Genomic DNA, 16,599 nt, shown 5'->3' with positions numbered 1-16,599 from the left:
TGATCTCTTGAGCACGGACTGTGTTTGCTCGCTCTACAGTCATCGCCCCGGATGAAGAGTTGTTGGCATCAGGGCGAACAACGGGTAAATTTTGGTCTAGACCAAAAAATTGAAGTCGCAGACCCTCTACTGTTTCCAAGCGGAAGCTCCCCTATTCAAAGGATTTCACCCATGAACAAACGCGAATCAGCCTTAGCATCCGCCCGCGCACTCCTGGCCGGCACGCAGGGCGCCCTCTTCGATTTCAACGGCACTCTGTCCCTTGACGAGGACCTGGTCGGTGAGCTCTACGCCCATGCAGCCCGCGACCTCTGCAGCATTGACCTGGGCTGGGAAGAGTACGAAGAGCGGTTTGTGGGCATCAGCGACCTTGAGATCTGCCGTGCCCTGGCCCAGGGGGATGAGGCACTCGCCAGCCGCGTCCTCGATCACATGTGCGCTGCCTACATCCAGGAAATCCGGCAGAGACCCCGCATTCCTGCGTCCCACGTGAAGGTCGTTCGGGACCTTGTGGCATCAGGAGTGAAAGTAGCCGTAGTCACCGGCACCATGCGCCGCCTCCTTGAACCGGCACTTGAAGCCAGCGGCCTGGCGTCCCTAGTGGAAGCCACGGTGTGCTGCGATGATGTGGCCGCGGGAAAGCCCGACCCCGAGGGCTTCCTTCGTGGCGCCGAACTTCTGGGAGTTTCCCCCTCGCGGACGGTCGTCTTCGAGGACTCTCACGCGGGTATCGGCGCAGCCCGCGCGGCCGGCATGGAATGCATCCTTGTGGGCCCTCTGGCCGATTCCGCTCCCGAGGGGACACACCCCGTGGGCGAACTGAAGGCGTTGACCAGCTAACCCGGTCAGTCTGTGGTGGTGACTCGTACGCGTATGGCGTCTGACCGGTAGACGTCGTGCGCGTACTCCACCGCCAGCCCATCGGCCCTGTAGGCGGTACGAACCAACCGAAGCACAGGGTGCCTGGCGCCGACACCCAGGAGCTCCCGCTCAACGGGGGATGCCACTGATGGATCGAGCTCCTCGACCTTCCTCACGGGGGCCGAGTCCAACTCACCCAAGGCCCGGTAAACGGAGCCCGCGAGGGAGCCGACGTCCAAACCAGATAGCCGCCTTTCCGGGAACCAGGAGTCCTCGATCATGACCGGCTCTTCATTCGCGAATCTCAAGCGCCGGAGATGGAGGACCGAATCCCCCACATCCACGCCCAAGGCTTTGGAGACTTCACTGGTTGCCTCCGTTGCCTCAGCCACCAAGATCCTGGATTCAACATCAGCGCCGGTGCTGGAAAGCTGCTGGGCAAGTCCGGACATAGATGCCAACTCCAGGACAGGGACCCGCCCGGAAACGAAGGTCCCACCGGCCCGGCCAGGCCGGCGCTGGAACCGGCCTTGGAACTGGAGGGATTCAAGCGCCTGACGAAGGGTCATCCGGCTCACGCCCAGCTCGGCCGCGAGGTCGCGTTCGGCCGGAAGTTTCATGCCGGGACCGTATCGGCCCGAATCAATCCAGCCTTGCAGAATGCCTTCAATCCGCTGCGAGGAAAAACTGTTGGCCATAGGCCCAGCCTACATAAGCCAATTGCTTCAAAGGTATGCGGACCCGCGTTCTGGACTCGTAAGGATTCCACCGCGACGGCCGGGGCAAGCGTTGGGATGATGGGGTCATGTCATCGCCCATGGAACCCCGCGCCCGGATCGGAATCATTGGAGGCACGGGCCTGTACACGCTGCCCGGAGCTGTCGTGCTGGACACGCTCGATATCGCGACGCCGTTCGGGCCGCCCTCCAGCCCCATCACCGTCGCCCGGTTGGCCGCGCTGGATGGACACGGCGGCGCGGACGGCCCATTGGTTGCGTTTTTGAGCCGGCACGGGCGCGTGCACAGCGTTGCCCCCCAGCAGATCAACTACCGCGCCAACCTCTGGGCGTTCAAGAGCCTGGGCGTGGAGGCTGTTATCTCCTCCGCGGCCGTGGGCGGACTGGTTTCCAGCCACGGAACCGGCACTTTTGCGGTGCCCGATCAGCTTCTGGACAGGACCTGGGGCCGGGTCGACACCTTCTACGACGGCTACCTGCCAACCGGGGTGCAGCACCTGCCCTCCGCCGAGCCTTATAGCGCTCCGCTACGCGCGGCACTGATCTCCGCTCTGGAGCACCGGGGCGAAGACTTCGCCGAGGCGGCCACTATAGCGACCATCAACGGTCCGCGTTTCTCCACCAAGGCCGAGTCCGCGGTCTTGGTCCAGGCTGGAGCGGAGCTCATCAGCATGACCCAATACCCGGAACCGGTGCTCGCGGCGGAGTTGAACATGCACTTCGCCGCGTTGGCGTTCATTACGGATGCGGACACCGGGCATGACGGCTCCGAACCGGTGACGGCAGAGCTGGTGCTGGGCCGGCTCGCGGCGGCGCAACCACGGATCCTGGCCGTGTTGTCCGACGCGGTGCGGATCGTGTGGGCCGGGCTGGTCAACGCTGAGGCGTCGGGCGACGGCGGAAAGTGGCGGATAGGGCTCATACCGGCCACCGCCGTCGCCACCGTAATGAGTACCGTCGGCGCTGACCGCCCCGCCGGACGACGGGCCGGGCCGTGAGGATTCTGGTCACCGGCGGAGCCGGTTTCATAGGTAGCCATGTTGTCGATGCCGCCGTGGCCCGCGGCTGGGAGGTCCGAATCCTGGACTCACTCGATCCGGCGGTGCACCCGGATCCACCGGGAGTTCCCGGCGTCCCCTTGCTGGTGGGCGATGCCGGAGACCCGGCCGCGGTGGCAGCGGCACTGGCGGGGATCGACGTCGTCGTCCATCTGAGCGCCAAAGTGGGACTCGGCGTGGACTTCTCCGATGCGCCGGACTACATCCGCAACAATGACCTGGCCACGGCCGTGCTCCTGGCCTGCATGGCCGCGGCCGGCACGGACAAGTTGGTACTGGCTTCCTCCATGGTTGTCTACGGTGAAGGCGCCTACACCGACTCAGCCGGCAGACCGGTGCGCCCGGGCCCGCGTCTGGTAGAAGACCTCGAGCACGGAATTTTTGATCCCCGGGACCCTGCGACCGGCGGGCTCCTCCTGCCGGCACTGGTCACCGAAGACGCGGCCCTCGATCCGCGGAACGTCTATGCTGCATCCAAATTGGCCCAGGAAAACCTGGCATCCGCCTGGGCGCGCTCAACTGGAGGCACTTCCATCGCCCTTCGGTACCACAACGTCTATGGTCCGCGGATGCCCAAAAACACCCCCTACGCGGGCGTGGCCAGCCTGTTCCGTTCTGCACTGGCCCGCGGGGAGGCTGCGCGGGTGTTCGAGGACGGCGCCCAGCGCCGCAGCTTTGTCCACGTCGCGGACGTGGCGGAAGCAAATCTGTGCTCGATTGATGCGTTGGCGGGCGGCAGGGCCTTGGCGCCGGGCAGCTCCAGGGCGTACAACATCGGCGCCGCGGAGGTGCATACCGTTGGACAGGTGGCGGCGGTCCTAAGCTCTGTTGGTGGGGGGCCGGACCCTGTGGTCACGGGCGAATTCCGGCTAGGCGACGTCCGGCATATCACCGCCAGCTCGGCTCGCGCGCGAGCCGAGCTTGGCTGGATCCCCAAGCACGGTTTTGAGGAAGGCATGCACGAGTTCGCCACGGCCCCGCTGCGCGGAGACCCTAACTAGACGGCCAGCTCCGTGCTTCAGGGTCAGTTGAGGTTCGGGCGCGACGCCGTTGGCCTGTTCGGTGGCTGCCGGAGGGCAAACGTCCCGGTTCCGTAAGGATTTCCGCCTGTCGCGCCGGGCCTGGGGATTCTACGGTCAAAGGGTGGAGAAAGAGCAGAGTGGTTCGCGCGGTTCGCACGATGGAATCGGTTTGGTCAGCAGTCGGGGCGGACGAGGCGAGGACATCGGGGAGCCACCCGCATTGGTGGATGTGGTGTTGCCCTGCCTCAACGAGCGTTCGGCCCTTCCCCAGGTGCTGGGGGCCCTGCCGCCTGGATACCGGGCGATCGTCGTGGACAACGGATCCACCGACGGCTCCGCTGCGCTGGCCGCCAGTCTGGGCGCGACCGTCGTCGGCGAACCGAGGCGCGGCTTTGGCGCCGCAGCGCATGCCGGGCTGTTGGCTTCCACAGCGGAGTTTGTAGCCTTTTGCGATTGCGATGGTTCCTTGGACCCGGCCCAACTGGCCCCGATGCTGGAGCTCGTGCGCGCAGGGCAGGCCGATCTTGTGTTGGGTGCCCGGCGTCCAGCCCGTGGTGCCTGGCCAATCCACGCCCGCCTGGCCAACACGGTCCTGAGCCGCCGGTTGCGCCGGCTGACGGGGATCCCAGTCACGGATCTGGGTCCCCTTCGACTGGCCCGGCGCAGCGCGTTGCTGGGACTGGACCTCACAGACCGGCGCAGCGGCTATCCGCTGGAAATGTTCCTCAAAGCCCACCGCGATGGCTGGCGCGTGGCCGAGATCCCGGTCGCCTATGCACCGCGGCTGGGGAAGTCCAAGGTGACGGGGACCCTGCTCGGGACCCTTACGGCCCTCAAAGACATGGGGACGCAGCTGGCGGCCGCTTCGCGGCAGGCGTCGGGGACGAAGGACGGCAGGCCCGCGGATGGACCTTCGGCCGATGCCCAAGGAGCGACGCCGTGAATCTCACCATCGCCGTGATTGCCAAAGAATGTATCCCGGGCACGGTCAAGACGCGCCTCACTCCCCCACTCACCCCGGAGCGGGCCGCAGCCCTGGCCCAGACCAGCCTCAGCCAGACGCTCGACACCGTGCGATCCCTCCCCGCGGGCAGGCGTTTGCTGGTGTTCGAGGGAACGCCTGACAGCAGGGACGCTGATGGGTTTGAAGTGTTTGCCCAGAGTGCCGGCGGGTTGGACGAACGGCTGGCAGCCATCTGTTCGCTCGTGACCGGCCCGCTGCTGATTCTGGGTATGGACACTCCCCAGCTGTGCCGGGACCAGTTGATCCCGCTGCTGGAGGACTGGTCAACGCCCGCCCCGATACCACGCCACGACGCGTGGCTCGGCCCGGCGTCGGACGGCGGGTTCTGGGCCTTGGGCCTGCGCCAGCCCGACGGCGGCCTGGTCCGCGGCGTGGAAATGTCCACTCCGCAGACCGGGGCGGAGCAATTCGCGAGGCTGGCCGACGCCGGCCTGGACGTGGGGCTGCTGCCCGTCTTGAGGGACGTCGACCACTTCGCCGATGCCCTGGCTGTCGCGCGAACATGCAGCGGCACCCCGTTTGCCCGCGCAGTGGACCGCCTGGCCACAGGGCTGCCAGCGCCAAAGGGGCCGGTTGGGGTGCCCTCTGACGTGGCGCCCACACGGTGAGCCGCCCCGCGATGAGCATCCACGCAGTCCCCATCGATAAAGGCGCCAAGGCCGCTTTTGCCTCTGACACCCGCCCGGCCGCCCTATTTGGCCAAGGCGGGCACGAGCCGTACGCCCGTAGCCTGCCCCTCGGCCTGGGGCGCCTGACCCTGCGTCCGGAATCTGCCCTGCCGGAGTCCATCGGGCCTGTCACCTTCAGCATGCTCCGCTGGTCCGCCCCGGCCACTGTGGGCGAACGCGATCTGCTGCGCACCCTTCGAGGGCCGGTTCTAGATGTGGGCTGCGGACCCGGCCGTATGCTGGAGGCCGCCCGGGAACAGGGGCTGGCCTCCCTGGGCGTCGATTCGAGTGCAGCCGCGGTACAGCTGGCCACCGACCGCGGCGGCGCGGCCATCCTTGGCTCCATCTTCGACCCGGTCCCGCACGAGCGAGGCTGGGGTTCAGCCCTTTTGCTGGACGGCAATATCGGCATCGGCGGAAACATCCGGGTGCTGCTGGAGCGCGTTGCCTCATTGCTGGCGCCGGGCGGGCAGGTGCTGGCAGAGGCAGAAACCCCGGACTCCCTTGATGTGGCCTATCTGGCCGTGCTGGAGGATTCAGACGGACACGCCAGCGCCGCCTTTCCCTGGGCCCGTGCCGGCGCAAATGCGCTGGCCCTCCACGCGGCCCGGGCGGGGCTCGATTGCGTTGCCAGGCGGACCGTTCAGCGCCGCGTCTTTCTGACCTTGGAACTGCGGCCAGAAAATCCGACGGCAGCCACAGCCGCCACTGCAGCCACCACCAGAACAAGCCAGAAGACACCCAGGGCCTGCGCATAGTCCCCCTGCAGGACAGTGCCATTCGCACCGCTTCCCGGACCGCTTGGCTGGAGCACCTGCTGGGCGGGGATCAGTGGGGCCGCAACCAAGGTCACCACCGCCCCCACCAGCAAGGCCACGCGCACTATCCCCTGCTGGACGGGGCGCAGCCCGTACGTCAGCCGCGACAATCCGCCGCCGGCCAACGTCGTCAACGGGACCAGCACGCCGTCATGCACCAACAGCGCCACCGCAAGCCATGCCGCCACACCGATCAACTGGGCAAGCGGCACAGTCACCAGGAATCCGAAGAGCGCATAACCGAGTGCAGCCACGCCCAGGGCGCCCAACGAAGCCCGCACCCACCAAAGGGTCCCGCGCCCCGCCGTCGCCGGCGGACCCACCAACGGCAGTCGCATCAGATCACCTCCACCTTATGCACCCATTTGGTCTGCAGCACCCCCGGACGGCCGGGGGCGATGATCCGCGCCGGATAGCCGTGGTCAAGGTCCAGCGGCGCACCGTTGAGCTTGAGCGCCAGCAATGTCTGATCGTCCTGGCTGTAAGCGGCGGGCATGAAGGAACGACCATAGACCCCGCCCTTCTCCATGCTGGAAATCTGCAGCTCGGCATCGGCAGGGGCGCCGACAGTGGCCATGAGGTCCCTGATCCGGACACCGCGCCATTGGGCTCCTTGGCTCCAGCCCTCCACGCAGGCGATGGGTAGTCCGTAACTGTACTGCGGCAATGCGGCCAGTTGTGCCAGCGTAAACGTCTTCTGTACCGATCCCGAGGACACGGTCAGCACCCAGTCAGGGGCCAGCGCAGCGTCCGCCACACCGGCCTGGGCTGCGGTCCTGTTGATGGGGACACCCTGAGGGCCGGTATCCATGCGGCGTGGTGCAAAGAGGTTCAGGCCCGAAAGCCACGCGAAAGACTGGCCCGCCGTCGTCAAGACGACGACGCCGGTGCCGGCGGCAATTGCTGCCAAGAACCCTCTGCGGTTCCACCCGTGCCCGGTTCCAGGCTTCACGGCAGCCGGAACCGTTGTGTTGGCGGTCACTGCCCCTGCGGAGTCCGCAGCGATGACGGACGCGTCTGATCGACGGCTCCAATGCGCCAGGATGAGGGGCAGCTTGACAGCGATGTGCAGCGCAAGGGACCCGATGATGACCCAGGCCAGCCAATAGTGGACATCCTTGAAGGAGAAGGGCCACGGGTACCACTGGAACGTGTTGAGCAATCCGATGGTGACTTCCACTAGCGAAGCGGCCACAAAGAGCGCAATCGACGCCCGTTCGAGTGCGTGCACCGCGGATTTCAGCAGCGGCCAGCGCAAGAGTTCGGGGAAGACGGACCATAGTTTGGCCGCCAGGAGCGGGATGGAAGCTATCCCGCTGGTGATGTGGATGCCCTGCGTAGCCACGTACAACCACACGGGACGGGTAAGGAAAAGCATCCAAGTTGGCGGATCCTGCAGAAGGTGGCTGAACAGCCCGGTCAAGAAGCACACAGTGAAGGCAAGGCCGAGCCAACGGCCCAGCACAACCGTCAGCCGCCTGCTTCGCAAGGGCGAGGAGAACCGTCCGTTCACCGCTTCCATCCGCTGTTCGAGGAAAGTGGTCAATCTGTCCATATCTTGATCAGACCACCAAGACCCTCCGGTCGTCCCGGGCCAGACCTTACGAAAGGCAAACGGTCCTTTGGATCCATGGTCCACTGCCCCGCAGGTGATGCAGGATCAAAGGGTGAGTGAATCAACACCCCGGCGCGCGTCCCGGAGTCACGCGTCCGGCCAGGCCGGGAGCAGCCCGGCCGGGAGCAGCCCGGTCGGAAGCCGCTCGCAGGGAAAGCGGCCGCCGCACGCCGGCACTGCTGCCGCGGTGGTGGCGCTGGCCCTGGTGGCTTTGCTCGCCGTCGTCGTCTGGTGGACGGTCACTGCCGATCCGTCCGCGGAGTGGGTGTCCCCCCTTGGCACACTGGCGGCCTGGACGGTCTTCGTCCCGGCGGCACTGGTGGCGCGCCGCATCCCGGCGCGCCACGCGGCCGCCGTCGTACTCCTGGGCTCCTTTCTGGTGGGAGCCGCAGCCATCGCCGCACCGCCGGCAACCAGCAACGACTCCGCACGCTATGCGTGGGACGGCATCGTCCAGAAAGCCGGAATCTCCCCTTACGCCCACTTTCCGGCCGACGAGGCGCTGCGGCCGCTGCGGCCGGCCTGGCTGTTCCAGGAGGCCGGACCGGACGGAACATGCCATACCAATCCCTTCCCCACGGGCACCGAGACCACCACCAACATTCCCGGGGGCAGCACCCTGTGCACAGCTATCAACAGGCCCGCCGTGCCCACGGTCTATCCCGCGGTGGCAGAGTTGTATTTTTTGGCCGTGCGGCTTATCCCCGGTTCCGAGGTGGGGTTCATCGCCTTCCAGCTGGCCGGGCTGATCCTCAGTCTCGCCATAACGGCGGCGCTGCTGGCATTCCTGCGCCGCACTGGAAGGCCCGCACACCAAGCCATGTGGTGGGCATGGTCTCCGTTGGTGGCCTTTGAAGCCATCAACGGTGCGCACGTGGATGCGTTGGGCGCGGCTCTGGCCTTGGCGGCAGGGCTGCTGCTGGTGGGCGGGCGCGCGCTAGGGTCCGGAATGGTCTTTGGCGCAGCGGTGGCCACCAAGCTCATTCCAGCCATCAACGCGCCGGCCCTGCTCTACCGCCGGCCGGTCCGCTTCGTGGCCGCGGCCGTGGCCACGTTTGCCGCGGCGTACGTACCGTATGTCCTCGCCAGCGGTTGGGCAGTACTGGGTTATCTGCCCGAATACCTCCGCTCGGAGGGGTACGACGGGCAGGACAGCCCGCGTTTCACGCTGCTGAAACTGGTGCTCCCGGCAAGCTGGGCAGGGCCGGCGGCCCTGGTGCTGCTGCTGGGTCTGGCCTTGTACGTCTGGCGGACCACTAACGCCACCCGGCCTTGGGACGGGCAGGTCTTGATGGTCGGAGGAACGCTTCTGATCGTCTCGCCCAGCTACCCCTGGTATGCGCTGTTGCTCATCCCGTTCGTGGTGCTGAGCCGTCGTTACGAGTTCACCGCCATCGCCCCCGTGCTGGCCATGATGTATTTCACCGGCGCCGAACCTTACGGCCAGCTAATTGCGCGGCTGGGCTTGAGTGCTGTCGCGGTGCTCTTGGTGGTTGCCACGGTGGCGAGACGTCGGCCGCGGCAAGCAACGACGTAGTCAGGAATCGATCCGGTGACGAACAGCTGCGGAAAGGGCCGGTCGGTGACCTCGTCGAGTCCGTCTCTTCGTGCCACCGGCGACGCATGTTCGGGGTCAGCCGGGTGCATGCGGGAATCATGCCGGGATCCCGTCCGTTCTCATCGCATGGCCTGCCTCGCAGGCGTGGACAAGTAACGGAAGTTCGGGGACTCACCATGACGTTGAACGAAACAATTGCCCATCTACGGGCCGGACATCTCATGGTCCGCAACGCCCAAGAGTGGGACGAGCTATCCACGAACCTGGGACGCGCTTACGACAGCAAAGACGACGAACTCATTGAACAGCTGCGGCCACCGTTTCTCCAGTCATGGAGGACCGTTACAAGATATGTCCTCCGCGACACATTCGAGGCAGCAGGGATCGCAGTCACCGACCCCAGCCACCCTTGGGGAATCGCAACGCTCACCGCGAAGGGAACAAGCTGCGAGCCACTCGTCTGCCGCGCCGACGAAGCAGGCACCGAATGGACAGAGTCCGTGTACGGCGGACTCCAACTGCTCACTTTCGCGGACGCAATGAGCAACTACGCCGACTGCCTGACGCGCTTGTTCAACGAGCTGGACTGACCCGGCGATTTCCAAGGACAGATCGCACTCGAACGCCTCGGAATCGAACCTGGGTGAGAGACATTGCACCGTCGAACTCTTGCCTTCGCGCGGTGCAAGCCGAAGGATGGGACGGGTGGATGTCGATTCCGCGGCATCCACCTCGACGTCAAAGCGGAGTCGGCATCGGCTTGCCGTTCGTGCGAGGGAGCGCATCATGGGAATCATCGTGGTCGACTTGTTCAGCACCCTTGACGGGGTCTACCAGGCACCCGGCGGGCCAGACGAAGATCGCGAGGGTGACTTCGAGTTCGGCGGCTGGCAGGCGCCATACTTCGACAAGGAGTCCGGCGAGGCGATCGGCGCGGGCATCGAACGGCTCGATGCGCTTCTCCTCGGCCGGAAGACCTACGACATCTTCGCCGCCTTCTGGCCCACTGCCCCGGACGATGACCCGATCGCCGCCCGGTTCAACACCGTGCCGAAGTATGTCGCATCACACACGCTGACCGACCCTTCTTGGGCCGGGACGACCGTGCTGACGGATGTCGCAGCCGAGGTCCGCGAGATCCGCGAGCGCCACGACGAGACCCACGTCATCGGCAGCGGTGGCCTCCTCCAGACCCTCCTCACCGAGGACCTCGTCGACAGGCTGAATCTCTGGCTGTACCCAGTGACTTTCGGCAGAGGCAAGCGGATCTTCCGCGACGGCACCGTTCCCGCCGCCTTCGCCGTCGCCCAGCCGCCGCGGGCCTTCCCGAAAGGCGCGATCTGGCTCGTCTACGAGCGCGCGGGCGATGTGGTCACAGGCGTCGACATCGAGACGGAGCGCGCGGAGACGTGACAGCGGCTTGCTTAGCGAATCCCGCTGTCAACAACCAGCGTGATGTGAACGGGAGTTTGCGAGATGACTACTTGCTCGCTGGCCGTCGAAGCGTAACCGCCCACGTTTCTCGCTTTGATGACGTAGCGACCGTCAGGCAGCGTGAGGCTGAAGGCACCCGTGCCGTCGGTCACTGTTGAGCCCCGCACAATTTCCCGATCCAAGGCGACAACCGCGGCCCCGGACAGTGGGCGCGGCGGACACTCCTGACCAATACGTTCCACAGGACACACCGGGGCGGTCAGGACGGAGCCGGTAACAACCCCGGAATGCCCAGTAACCGGGCCGCTTTGACCGGCGCACCCACACAAGCACGTGACCGCGGCCAAAAGGGCCCAGCCGAACCGCTTCACTTCACTCACCAACATTCCAGCACAACACGATGTTCCCTGCCGCCCGTCGGCTCGCGGCGGCGGACCTATGCCCTGGACCGGCCAACGTGGCCGCCACAAGGCTCAACAATTAATACACAACACCGAGTATCCACCCTGCCGGGCCGCCGGGAGCCTCAGAACCCATGCTTGCCATGGATATCTAAGGCAGACTGGTGGCGTGAGCGGAATCCGGTGGGTGCTGCACGTCGATCTCGACCAGTTCATCGCGGCTGTCGAAGTGCTCCGGCGGCCGGAGCTTGCGGGCAAGCCGATCATCGTAGGCGGTCGGGGCGACCCCACCGAAAGAGCTGTGGTGTCAACCGCATCCTACGAAGCCCGGGCGTTCGGCGTGGGTTCCGGAATGCCCTTACGCATCGCGGCCCGGAAAGTGCCCGACGCCGTGATCCTGCCCGTCGATCACGAGGCTTACCTCGCGGCGTCTGAAACGGTGATGGCTACCCTGCGCGCGCAGCCCGGCGCCACCGTGCAGGTGCTGGGTTGGGATGAAGCCTTCGTGGGCATTGAGACTGAGAATCCGGAAGCGTACGCCGGGCAGGTGCAGGCCGCTGTCCTGGAGCGAACGCAGCTGCATTGCAGCGTGGGCATCGGCGACACTTTGGTCCGGGCCAAGGTCGCCACCGGTTTCGGCAAGCCGGCCGGCATCTTCCGTCTCACTGCCGGGAACTGGCTCGACGTCATGGGCAGCCGGCCCACCAGGGACCTGTGGGGCGTCGGAACCCGGGTGTCAGCCCGGCTGGCCAAGCTCGGCATCAACACAGTCGCGGAGCTCGCCGCATCCAACCCCCAAGACCTGGTCCCGGAGTTCGGCCCCAGGATGGGTCCGTGGTACGCGCAGCTCGGGCGCGGGGACGGCGCCAGCGTGGTGGACGACACCCCGTGGGTTGCCCGCGGGCATAGCAGGGAGACCACCTTCCAGCGGGACCTGACCGAGCCAACCCAGGTGGACGATGCCGTGAGGGAGCTGACAATGCGCGTGCTCGAGGATGTTGTGGCCGAAGGACGGCCCGTGGTTGGGCTGACCCTCAAGGTTCGGTATGCGCCGTTCTTGACGACGACCCACGCGAAGAAGATTCCCGAGACATTCGACCGTAACGAAATCCTTGCGCGGGCCTTGGACCTGGCGGCCGGAATCGAAGCGGGCCGTCCGATCCGGCTCCTGGGCTTGCGGGCCGAAATGGCAATGCCCGACGATGCCCCAAAGGGACATACGCCCACGCGCGGCGGTTGGTGACGGCGTCGCTCCCTTCCTTGCCGGCCCGCACGGTGGTCTCCTCTCAGAACTGCGGCGGGATGCTGGGTATGGAGCGGTGGAGCATCTTGAATGCCCGCCACGAGGCTTCCATTTCAATCAGGCTCTGACGGGTGCGTTCGGGATCGAGCCTAGCGAGGCTTGCGACGATGCCCTGCTGGACGGACATGGCCGTCGCCAACGAGGGGAAGAAGGACGTGCCTTCCGCCGGGACGAGAATGACTTCGTCGGCGCATTCTTCGAGTGCTGGCGGGAGGCTGTCCGTCATGACTACGATCTTCGTTCCCCGTGCACGGGCTTCCACGGCAGCGGTCACGGCCACGTCATAGATTCGCCAGTAGGAACACACGATGAGTACATCCTCGGACCCCATCTGCACGACGGTGTTGGCCATGGTCGCCGGGACGTCGAGCAGTCCCCGGGCCGGGTACCCGGCGATTTGGATGTTGTGGTTAAGGGCGTGCCCGACCGCGGCGAAGCTGCCCTGTGCGGTGACATAGATGCTTTCCGCGGCGGCCAGCATTCGCACGACCCGCTCAATTTGATGCTCGTCGACGTTCCGCAGCGCTGCGGAAATTGAATCCGCGTCCCAGCGGAGCGATGCCTGAAATGGTGAATCAGAGCTCTTGTGTGCTCGGTCGACCTCCATGACCGAAAGATTCGCCATGTACCTGACACGCAGCTCCCGTTGGAGATCCGGCCAGCCCTTGTAGCCGAGCCGCTGGGCCAGCCTGGTGACACTTGAGACGCTCGTCCGCGCTTCTTCGGCGAGCTCGGAGGCCGTCACGTAGCTTGCCGTGTCAGTACGGGCCAGGATATTACCAAGCACCAGGTTGCCGGCCCGGCTCAGCTTCTGCTTCGAGGACAACCGCCTGAGCCACGTGCCGACGGAATCCGGATCGGCGTCCCCGTAAATTGTGTCTGACATCCCACTCCCGACGCTGGCATCCATAGATGGAAACGACGCTACAGCAAGTTTTTGAGCATTTTTTTGCAGAATTCCGTTGACTGCAAGAATCTTTGCACATAGCGTGTGCATACCTTGTAAGCACCGTTGTATCGGCCCAGGAGTTACAGTGACCCTATCCGCCCGTCTCGACAGACTTCCCCTTAGCCGCCCGCATTATCTCCTTTTGCTCATCGGAGGGTTGGGCTACACATTCGACGGAATGGATGGCGCCGTAGTCGCGTTCCTCATGCCGACTATCAAAACCGCCTTCGCCTTGGACAACAGCCAACTTGGCCTCGTGGCATCAGCGTCTCCCTTCGGCTTCCTGTTCGGCGCCGTCATCGCGGGTTATCTGGGCGACAGGATCGGCCGCAAGAAGGTCATGATGTACTCCCTCGTTGTCTACGCCGTGGCATCACTCGTTGCGGCGCTGGCAGGGAACTTCGAAATCTTCCTGGTCGCAAGGATCATCACGGGCCTTGGCGGCGGCGCGGAAAGCGCGATCATCGCCCCGTTCCTGTCCGAATTCGTTCCCAGCCACCGCCGAGGATGGTTCATCGGAGCTCTAGCCGGCTTCTTCTCGTTCGGCTTCGTGGCCGCTGCCCTGATCGGACGGTTTGTCGTCCCACTCCCGGAGGGCTGGCGCTGGGCGCAGGTCATCACCTTCTTGCCCATCGTCATGGTGCTCTGGTGGAGAAGAAGCGTCCCTGAGTCTCCCCGCTTCCTGATCAACACTGGCGAAATACTCCGCGCCGAGCACATCGTGGAATCCTTCGAACAAAAAGTCCGTGCCGCGACCCGCGCGGAGCTACCGCCTGTGGAGGAGTCCAGAATCCTGGAACTCGAACCGGAAAAATACTCCATGCGCAAGGCCCTGACCTACTTATGGGGACCCAAAATGTGGCGGACTACCGCAGTCACCTGGCTCATTTGGTTCGTCATCACGTTCTCTTACTACGGCTTCTTCTCCTGGATCCCGACCCTGCTCGTGGCCAAGGGCCTCACGGTCACCAAGAGCTTCGACTTTTCACTCTTCATCTATTTGGCCCAGATCCCCGGCTACTTCAGCGCCGCGTGGCTGAGTGAACGGCTGGACCGCAAGCACACGATTGCCATCTACATGGTCGGCTCCGCCGTCAGCGCCTTCTGGCTCAGTCAAATGGCCGATCCGGCAATGATCACAATGGCCGGAGTGTTCCTCTCCTTTTTCCTCAACGGCACGTACGCGGGAGTGTACGCATACACGCCCGAAGTCTTTCCGACCTGGCTACGGGCAACCGGCGTGGGCCTCAGTTCCTCCTTCGGCCGCGTCGGATCCATCACGGCACCACTGATCATCGGCGTCTTCGCCGCCCAGTGGGGTTTCGCCGGAGTCTTTGGTATGACGACGGCCGTCCTGGCCGCGGGTGTGATCTGCACCCTTCTCTTCGCCGTCCGGACCGCAGGGCGCTCCCTGGAAGAAATCACCGTGACGGAAGTCCTGGAACCCCAGCGTGGATAGGACACCCAAGCCGTCCGGCCAGCTCGAGTCCCTCGCGGAGATCGGAGCCGAAGTAAACGCCACAGTTGGCGCCCTGCTCTTCACAATATTGGGCTTCGCTGATGACGGCCGCACCATGGTCCGCCTGTATTCATCCACACCTGCGGCATACCCTGTGGGCGGCAGGAAAGACATGGCAAAGGACGTGTCCCCGGCGTGGGCCGCGATCTTCGTCGGCGGACACACGCCCTATTTCGGCAGGACCAAACAGGACGTCCGGCAGATTTTCGGCGATCACGAACTGATCGACAGCCTTGGCTGCGGCTCCGTCATCAACGTCCCTGTCGCGGACGAAGGAATTCTCATCGGGGCGCTGAACCTGCTGAACCCGGAAGGGCTCTACGCCGACACCGACGTCCTCACAGCCGCCGACATCGCCGCCAGGTCCCAAAACGCCATTCGAACAGCACTTCAGGAGATGACATGAGCAGCGATCTGAGCATTACCAACGCACACTACCTCGACGTCGCCGCCGGCATCTACAGGGACGGCGACATCCAGGTTGCCAACGGGATCATCACAGGAATCGGCAAGAGCCAGGCCCCCCAGACCGGACCCACGTACGACGCTAAGGGAAAATTCATCCTGCCGGGACTGATCGATTGCCACGTCCATCTGACGGCCATTACGGCGGATGTCTCGGCGATGACCACATGGTCCCCCGCCTACGTCGCCTTCGGTGCGGCGAAGGTGATGGGTGCCATGCTGGACCGCGGATTCACCACGGTCCGTGACGCGGCCGGGGCCGACTATGGCTACCACGATGCCCAGGCCTCCGGCATGGTCCGTGGCCCGAAAGTATTTTTCGCTGGCAAAGCCCTCACCCAGACCGGCGGCCACGCCGACAGCCGGCATCGGGGCCAGGACAATCACGATCATGGCTATTGCCGCGCGAGCATCGGACGCATAGCCGATGGCGTCGACGCCGTACGGCAGGCGGCCCGTGACGAGCTCCGAAAGGGCGCACATCACATCAAGATCATGGCGGGCGGCGGGGTCGCGTCACCCACCGACCGGATCGATTCCACCCAATACTCCGTGGGAGAGCTCCGTGCCGCCGTCGAAGAAGCAGAAGCGGCCAACCGGTACGTCACAGCCCACGCCTACACCGGCCGGTCCATCAACCGGGCGCTGAAGGCCGGCGTCAGGGGTATCGAACACGGGAATCTGCTCGACGAGGAGTCGATCGAACTCTTCAACCAATACGACGCTTTCCTCACCATGAACCTGGTGACCTACTGGTCACTCCAGGAAGAAGGCCGGGAATTCGGCCTCAGTCAGACCAACTGGGAAAAAGTCGACTCTGTTCTCAACGGTGGCCTCGAGGCACTTCGCCGGGCCTACGAAGGCGGCGTCAACTTGACCTTCGGCACTGACCTGCTCGGCGGAATGCACCGGCACCAGGCTAAAGAATTCGAGATCCGCGCGAAGATCATCCCCGTTATCGACGTCATACGGAGCGCCACCACAACCGCCGCGAAACTCCTGCAACGCGAGGGCGAACTGGGCGTCATCGCGCCCGGAGCAGCCGGCGACTTCATCATCACCGACCAGGATCCCCTGAACGACGTCAGCATCCTCTCGGAGTCCCGACTCGCGGCTGTCATCCAGGACGGACGCGTCGTGTCGGAGGCTGATCAAAGCTAGATCCAC

18 protein-coding genes are annotated in these 16,599 nt (G+C 64.9%); 13 read left to right on the top strand and 5 right to left on the bottom strand.

The window, feature by feature from the left end; genetic code table 11:
- Positions 1-171: 171 nt before the first annotated feature.
- Positions 172-840, top strand: a complete 669-nt coding sequence (locus LFT43_RS09660) for an HAD family hydrolase (RefSeq protein ID WP_395802669.1) — start codon at positions 172-174, stop codon at positions 838-840.
- Between the two features lie 5 nt (positions 841-845).
- Here the strand turns inward: LFT43_RS09660 and LFT43_RS09655 are convergent, their stop codons facing one another.
- Entirely contained in the window at positions 846-1,559 is a 714-nt protein-coding gene (locus LFT43_RS09655) for a GntR family transcriptional regulator (protein ID WP_395802667.1), read from the bottom strand.
- A gap of 107 nt (positions 1,560-1,666) precedes the next feature.
- Here LFT43_RS09655 and LFT43_RS09650 point away from each other — a divergent pair, with 107 nt between their 5' ends.
- From LFT43_RS09650 to LFT43_RS09630, 5 genes are all read left to right on the top strand, one after another.
- The gene (locus LFT43_RS09650) at positions 1,667-2,596 is read left to right on the top strand and encodes an MTAP family purine nucleoside phosphorylase (protein WP_395802665.1); all 930 of its coding nucleotides are present in this window, start codon (positions 1,667-1,669) and stop codon (positions 2,594-2,596) included.
- Positions 2,593-3,657 carry an NAD-dependent epimerase/dehydratase family protein gene (locus LFT43_RS09645; RefSeq protein WP_395802663.1) on the top strand — a complete coding sequence of 355 codons (1,065 nt, stop codon included), beginning with the start codon at positions 2,593-2,595 and terminating at the stop codon, positions 3,655-3,657. The genes LFT43_RS09650 and LFT43_RS09645 overlap by 4 nt, the downstream gene beginning before the upstream one ends.
- Positions 3,658-3,799: 142 nt before the next feature.
- The gene (locus LFT43_RS09640; RefSeq protein ID WP_395802661.1) at positions 3,800-4,621 is read left to right on the top strand and encodes a glycosyltransferase family 2 protein; all 822 of its coding nucleotides are present in this window, start codon (positions 3,800-3,802) and stop codon (positions 4,619-4,621) included.
- Complete coding sequence (locus LFT43_RS09635; RefSeq protein WP_395802659.1) at positions 4,618-5,310, top strand: DUF2064 domain-containing protein; 693 nt, start codon at positions 4,618-4,620, stop codon at positions 5,308-5,310. The genes LFT43_RS09640 and LFT43_RS09635 overlap by 4 nt, the downstream gene beginning before the upstream one ends.
- Before the next feature lie 11 nt (positions 5,311-5,321).
- Positions 5,322-6,128: a methyltransferase domain-containing protein gene (locus LFT43_RS09630; protein WP_395802657.1), complete on the top strand. Its 807-nt coding sequence runs from the start codon at positions 5,322-5,324 to the stop codon at positions 6,126-6,128.
- On the opposite strand, the gene LFT43_RS09625 is transcribed toward LFT43_RS09630, so the two are convergent.
- Positions 6,014-6,526, bottom strand: a complete 513-nt coding sequence (locus LFT43_RS09625) for a hypothetical protein (RefSeq protein ID WP_395802655.1) — start codon at positions 6,524-6,526, stop codon at positions 6,014-6,016. The two genes, LFT43_RS09630 and LFT43_RS09625, sit on opposite strands and share 115 nt — an antisense overlap.
- Entirely contained in the window at positions 6,526-7,743 is a 1,218-nt protein-coding gene (locus LFT43_RS09620) for a molybdopterin-dependent oxidoreductase (RefSeq protein WP_395802653.1), read from the bottom strand. Before LFT43_RS09620 ends, LFT43_RS09625 begins: the two co-directional genes overlap by 1 nt.
- A 112-nt stretch (positions 7,744-7,855) precedes the next feature.
- Between LFT43_RS09620 and LFT43_RS09615 the strand changes: the two genes are divergently transcribed.
- The 3 genes from LFT43_RS09615 (at position 7,856) to LFT43_RS09605 (ending at position 10,774) form a co-directional block, all read left to right on the top strand.
- A complete protein-coding gene (locus LFT43_RS09615) occupies positions 7,856-9,340 on the top strand; it encodes a glycosyltransferase 87 family protein (protein ID WP_395802651.1) in 1,485 nt (494 codons plus the stop codon).
- 197 nt (positions 9,341-9,537) lie between these two features.
- Complete coding sequence (locus LFT43_RS09610; RefSeq protein ID WP_395802650.1) at positions 9,538-9,951, top strand: hypothetical protein; 414 nt, start codon at positions 9,538-9,540, stop codon at positions 9,949-9,951.
- Between the two features lie 196 nt (positions 9,952-10,147).
- A complete protein-coding gene (locus LFT43_RS09605; RefSeq protein ID WP_395802987.1) occupies positions 10,148-10,774 on the top strand; it encodes a dihydrofolate reductase family protein in 627 nt (208 codons plus the stop codon).
- Between the two features lie 11 nt (positions 10,775-10,785).
- Here LFT43_RS09605 and LFT43_RS09600 read toward each other — a convergent pair whose 3' ends face one another.
- Positions 10,786-11,181, bottom strand: coding sequence for a carboxypeptidase-like regulatory domain-containing protein (locus LFT43_RS09600; protein WP_395802648.1), 396 nt, complete (start codon positions 11,179-11,181; stop codon positions 10,786-10,788).
- Between the two features lie 202 nt (positions 11,182-11,383).
- Between LFT43_RS09600 and LFT43_RS09595 the strand changes: the two genes are divergently transcribed.
- Entirely contained in the window at positions 11,384-12,439 is a 1,056-nt protein-coding gene (locus LFT43_RS09595; RefSeq protein WP_395802985.1) for a DNA polymerase IV, read from the top strand.
- A 43-nt stretch (positions 12,440-12,482) separates the two neighbouring features.
- On the opposite strand, the gene LFT43_RS09590 is transcribed toward LFT43_RS09595, so the two are convergent.
- Positions 12,483-13,385, bottom strand: a complete 903-nt coding sequence (locus LFT43_RS09590; protein ID WP_395802646.1) for a MurR/RpiR family transcriptional regulator — start codon at positions 13,383-13,385, stop codon at positions 12,483-12,485.
- Between the two features lie 241 nt (positions 13,386-13,626).
- Here LFT43_RS09590 and LFT43_RS09585 point away from each other — a divergent pair, with 241 nt between their 5' ends.
- Genes LFT43_RS09585 through LFT43_RS09575 form a run of 3 tightly spaced genes read left to right on the top strand, consistent with a single transcriptional unit; the run spans position 13,627 to position 16,593 of the window.
- Positions 13,627-14,907 carry an MFS transporter gene (locus tag LFT43_RS09585; protein ID WP_395802644.1) on the top strand — a complete coding sequence of 427 codons (1,281 nt, stop codon included), beginning with the start codon at positions 13,627-13,629 and terminating at the stop codon, positions 14,905-14,907.
- Positions 14,900-15,373, top strand: coding sequence for a GAF domain-containing protein (locus LFT43_RS09580; RefSeq protein ID WP_395802642.1), 474 nt, complete (start codon positions 14,900-14,902; stop codon positions 15,371-15,373). The genes LFT43_RS09585 and LFT43_RS09580 overlap by 8 nt, the downstream gene beginning before the upstream one ends.
- Positions 15,370-16,593 (top strand): amidohydrolase family protein, encoded by a 1,224-nt coding sequence (locus tag LFT43_RS09575; RefSeq protein ID WP_395802640.1) that lies wholly within the window; start codon positions 15,370-15,372, stop codon positions 16,591-16,593. Before LFT43_RS09580 ends, LFT43_RS09575 begins: the two co-directional genes overlap by 4 nt.
- Positions 16,594-16,599 lie beyond the last annotated feature (6 nt).

Origin of the sequence: Arthrobacter sp. FW306-04-A (assembly GCF_044358315.1) — a bacterium.
Taxonomy (GTDB): Bacteria; Actinomycetota; Actinomycetes; order Actinomycetales; family Micrococcaceae; genus Arthrobacter.
The sequence above is the reverse complement of the archived record's forward strand: the minus strand, read 5'-3'. Positions and strand labels throughout refer to the sequence as shown.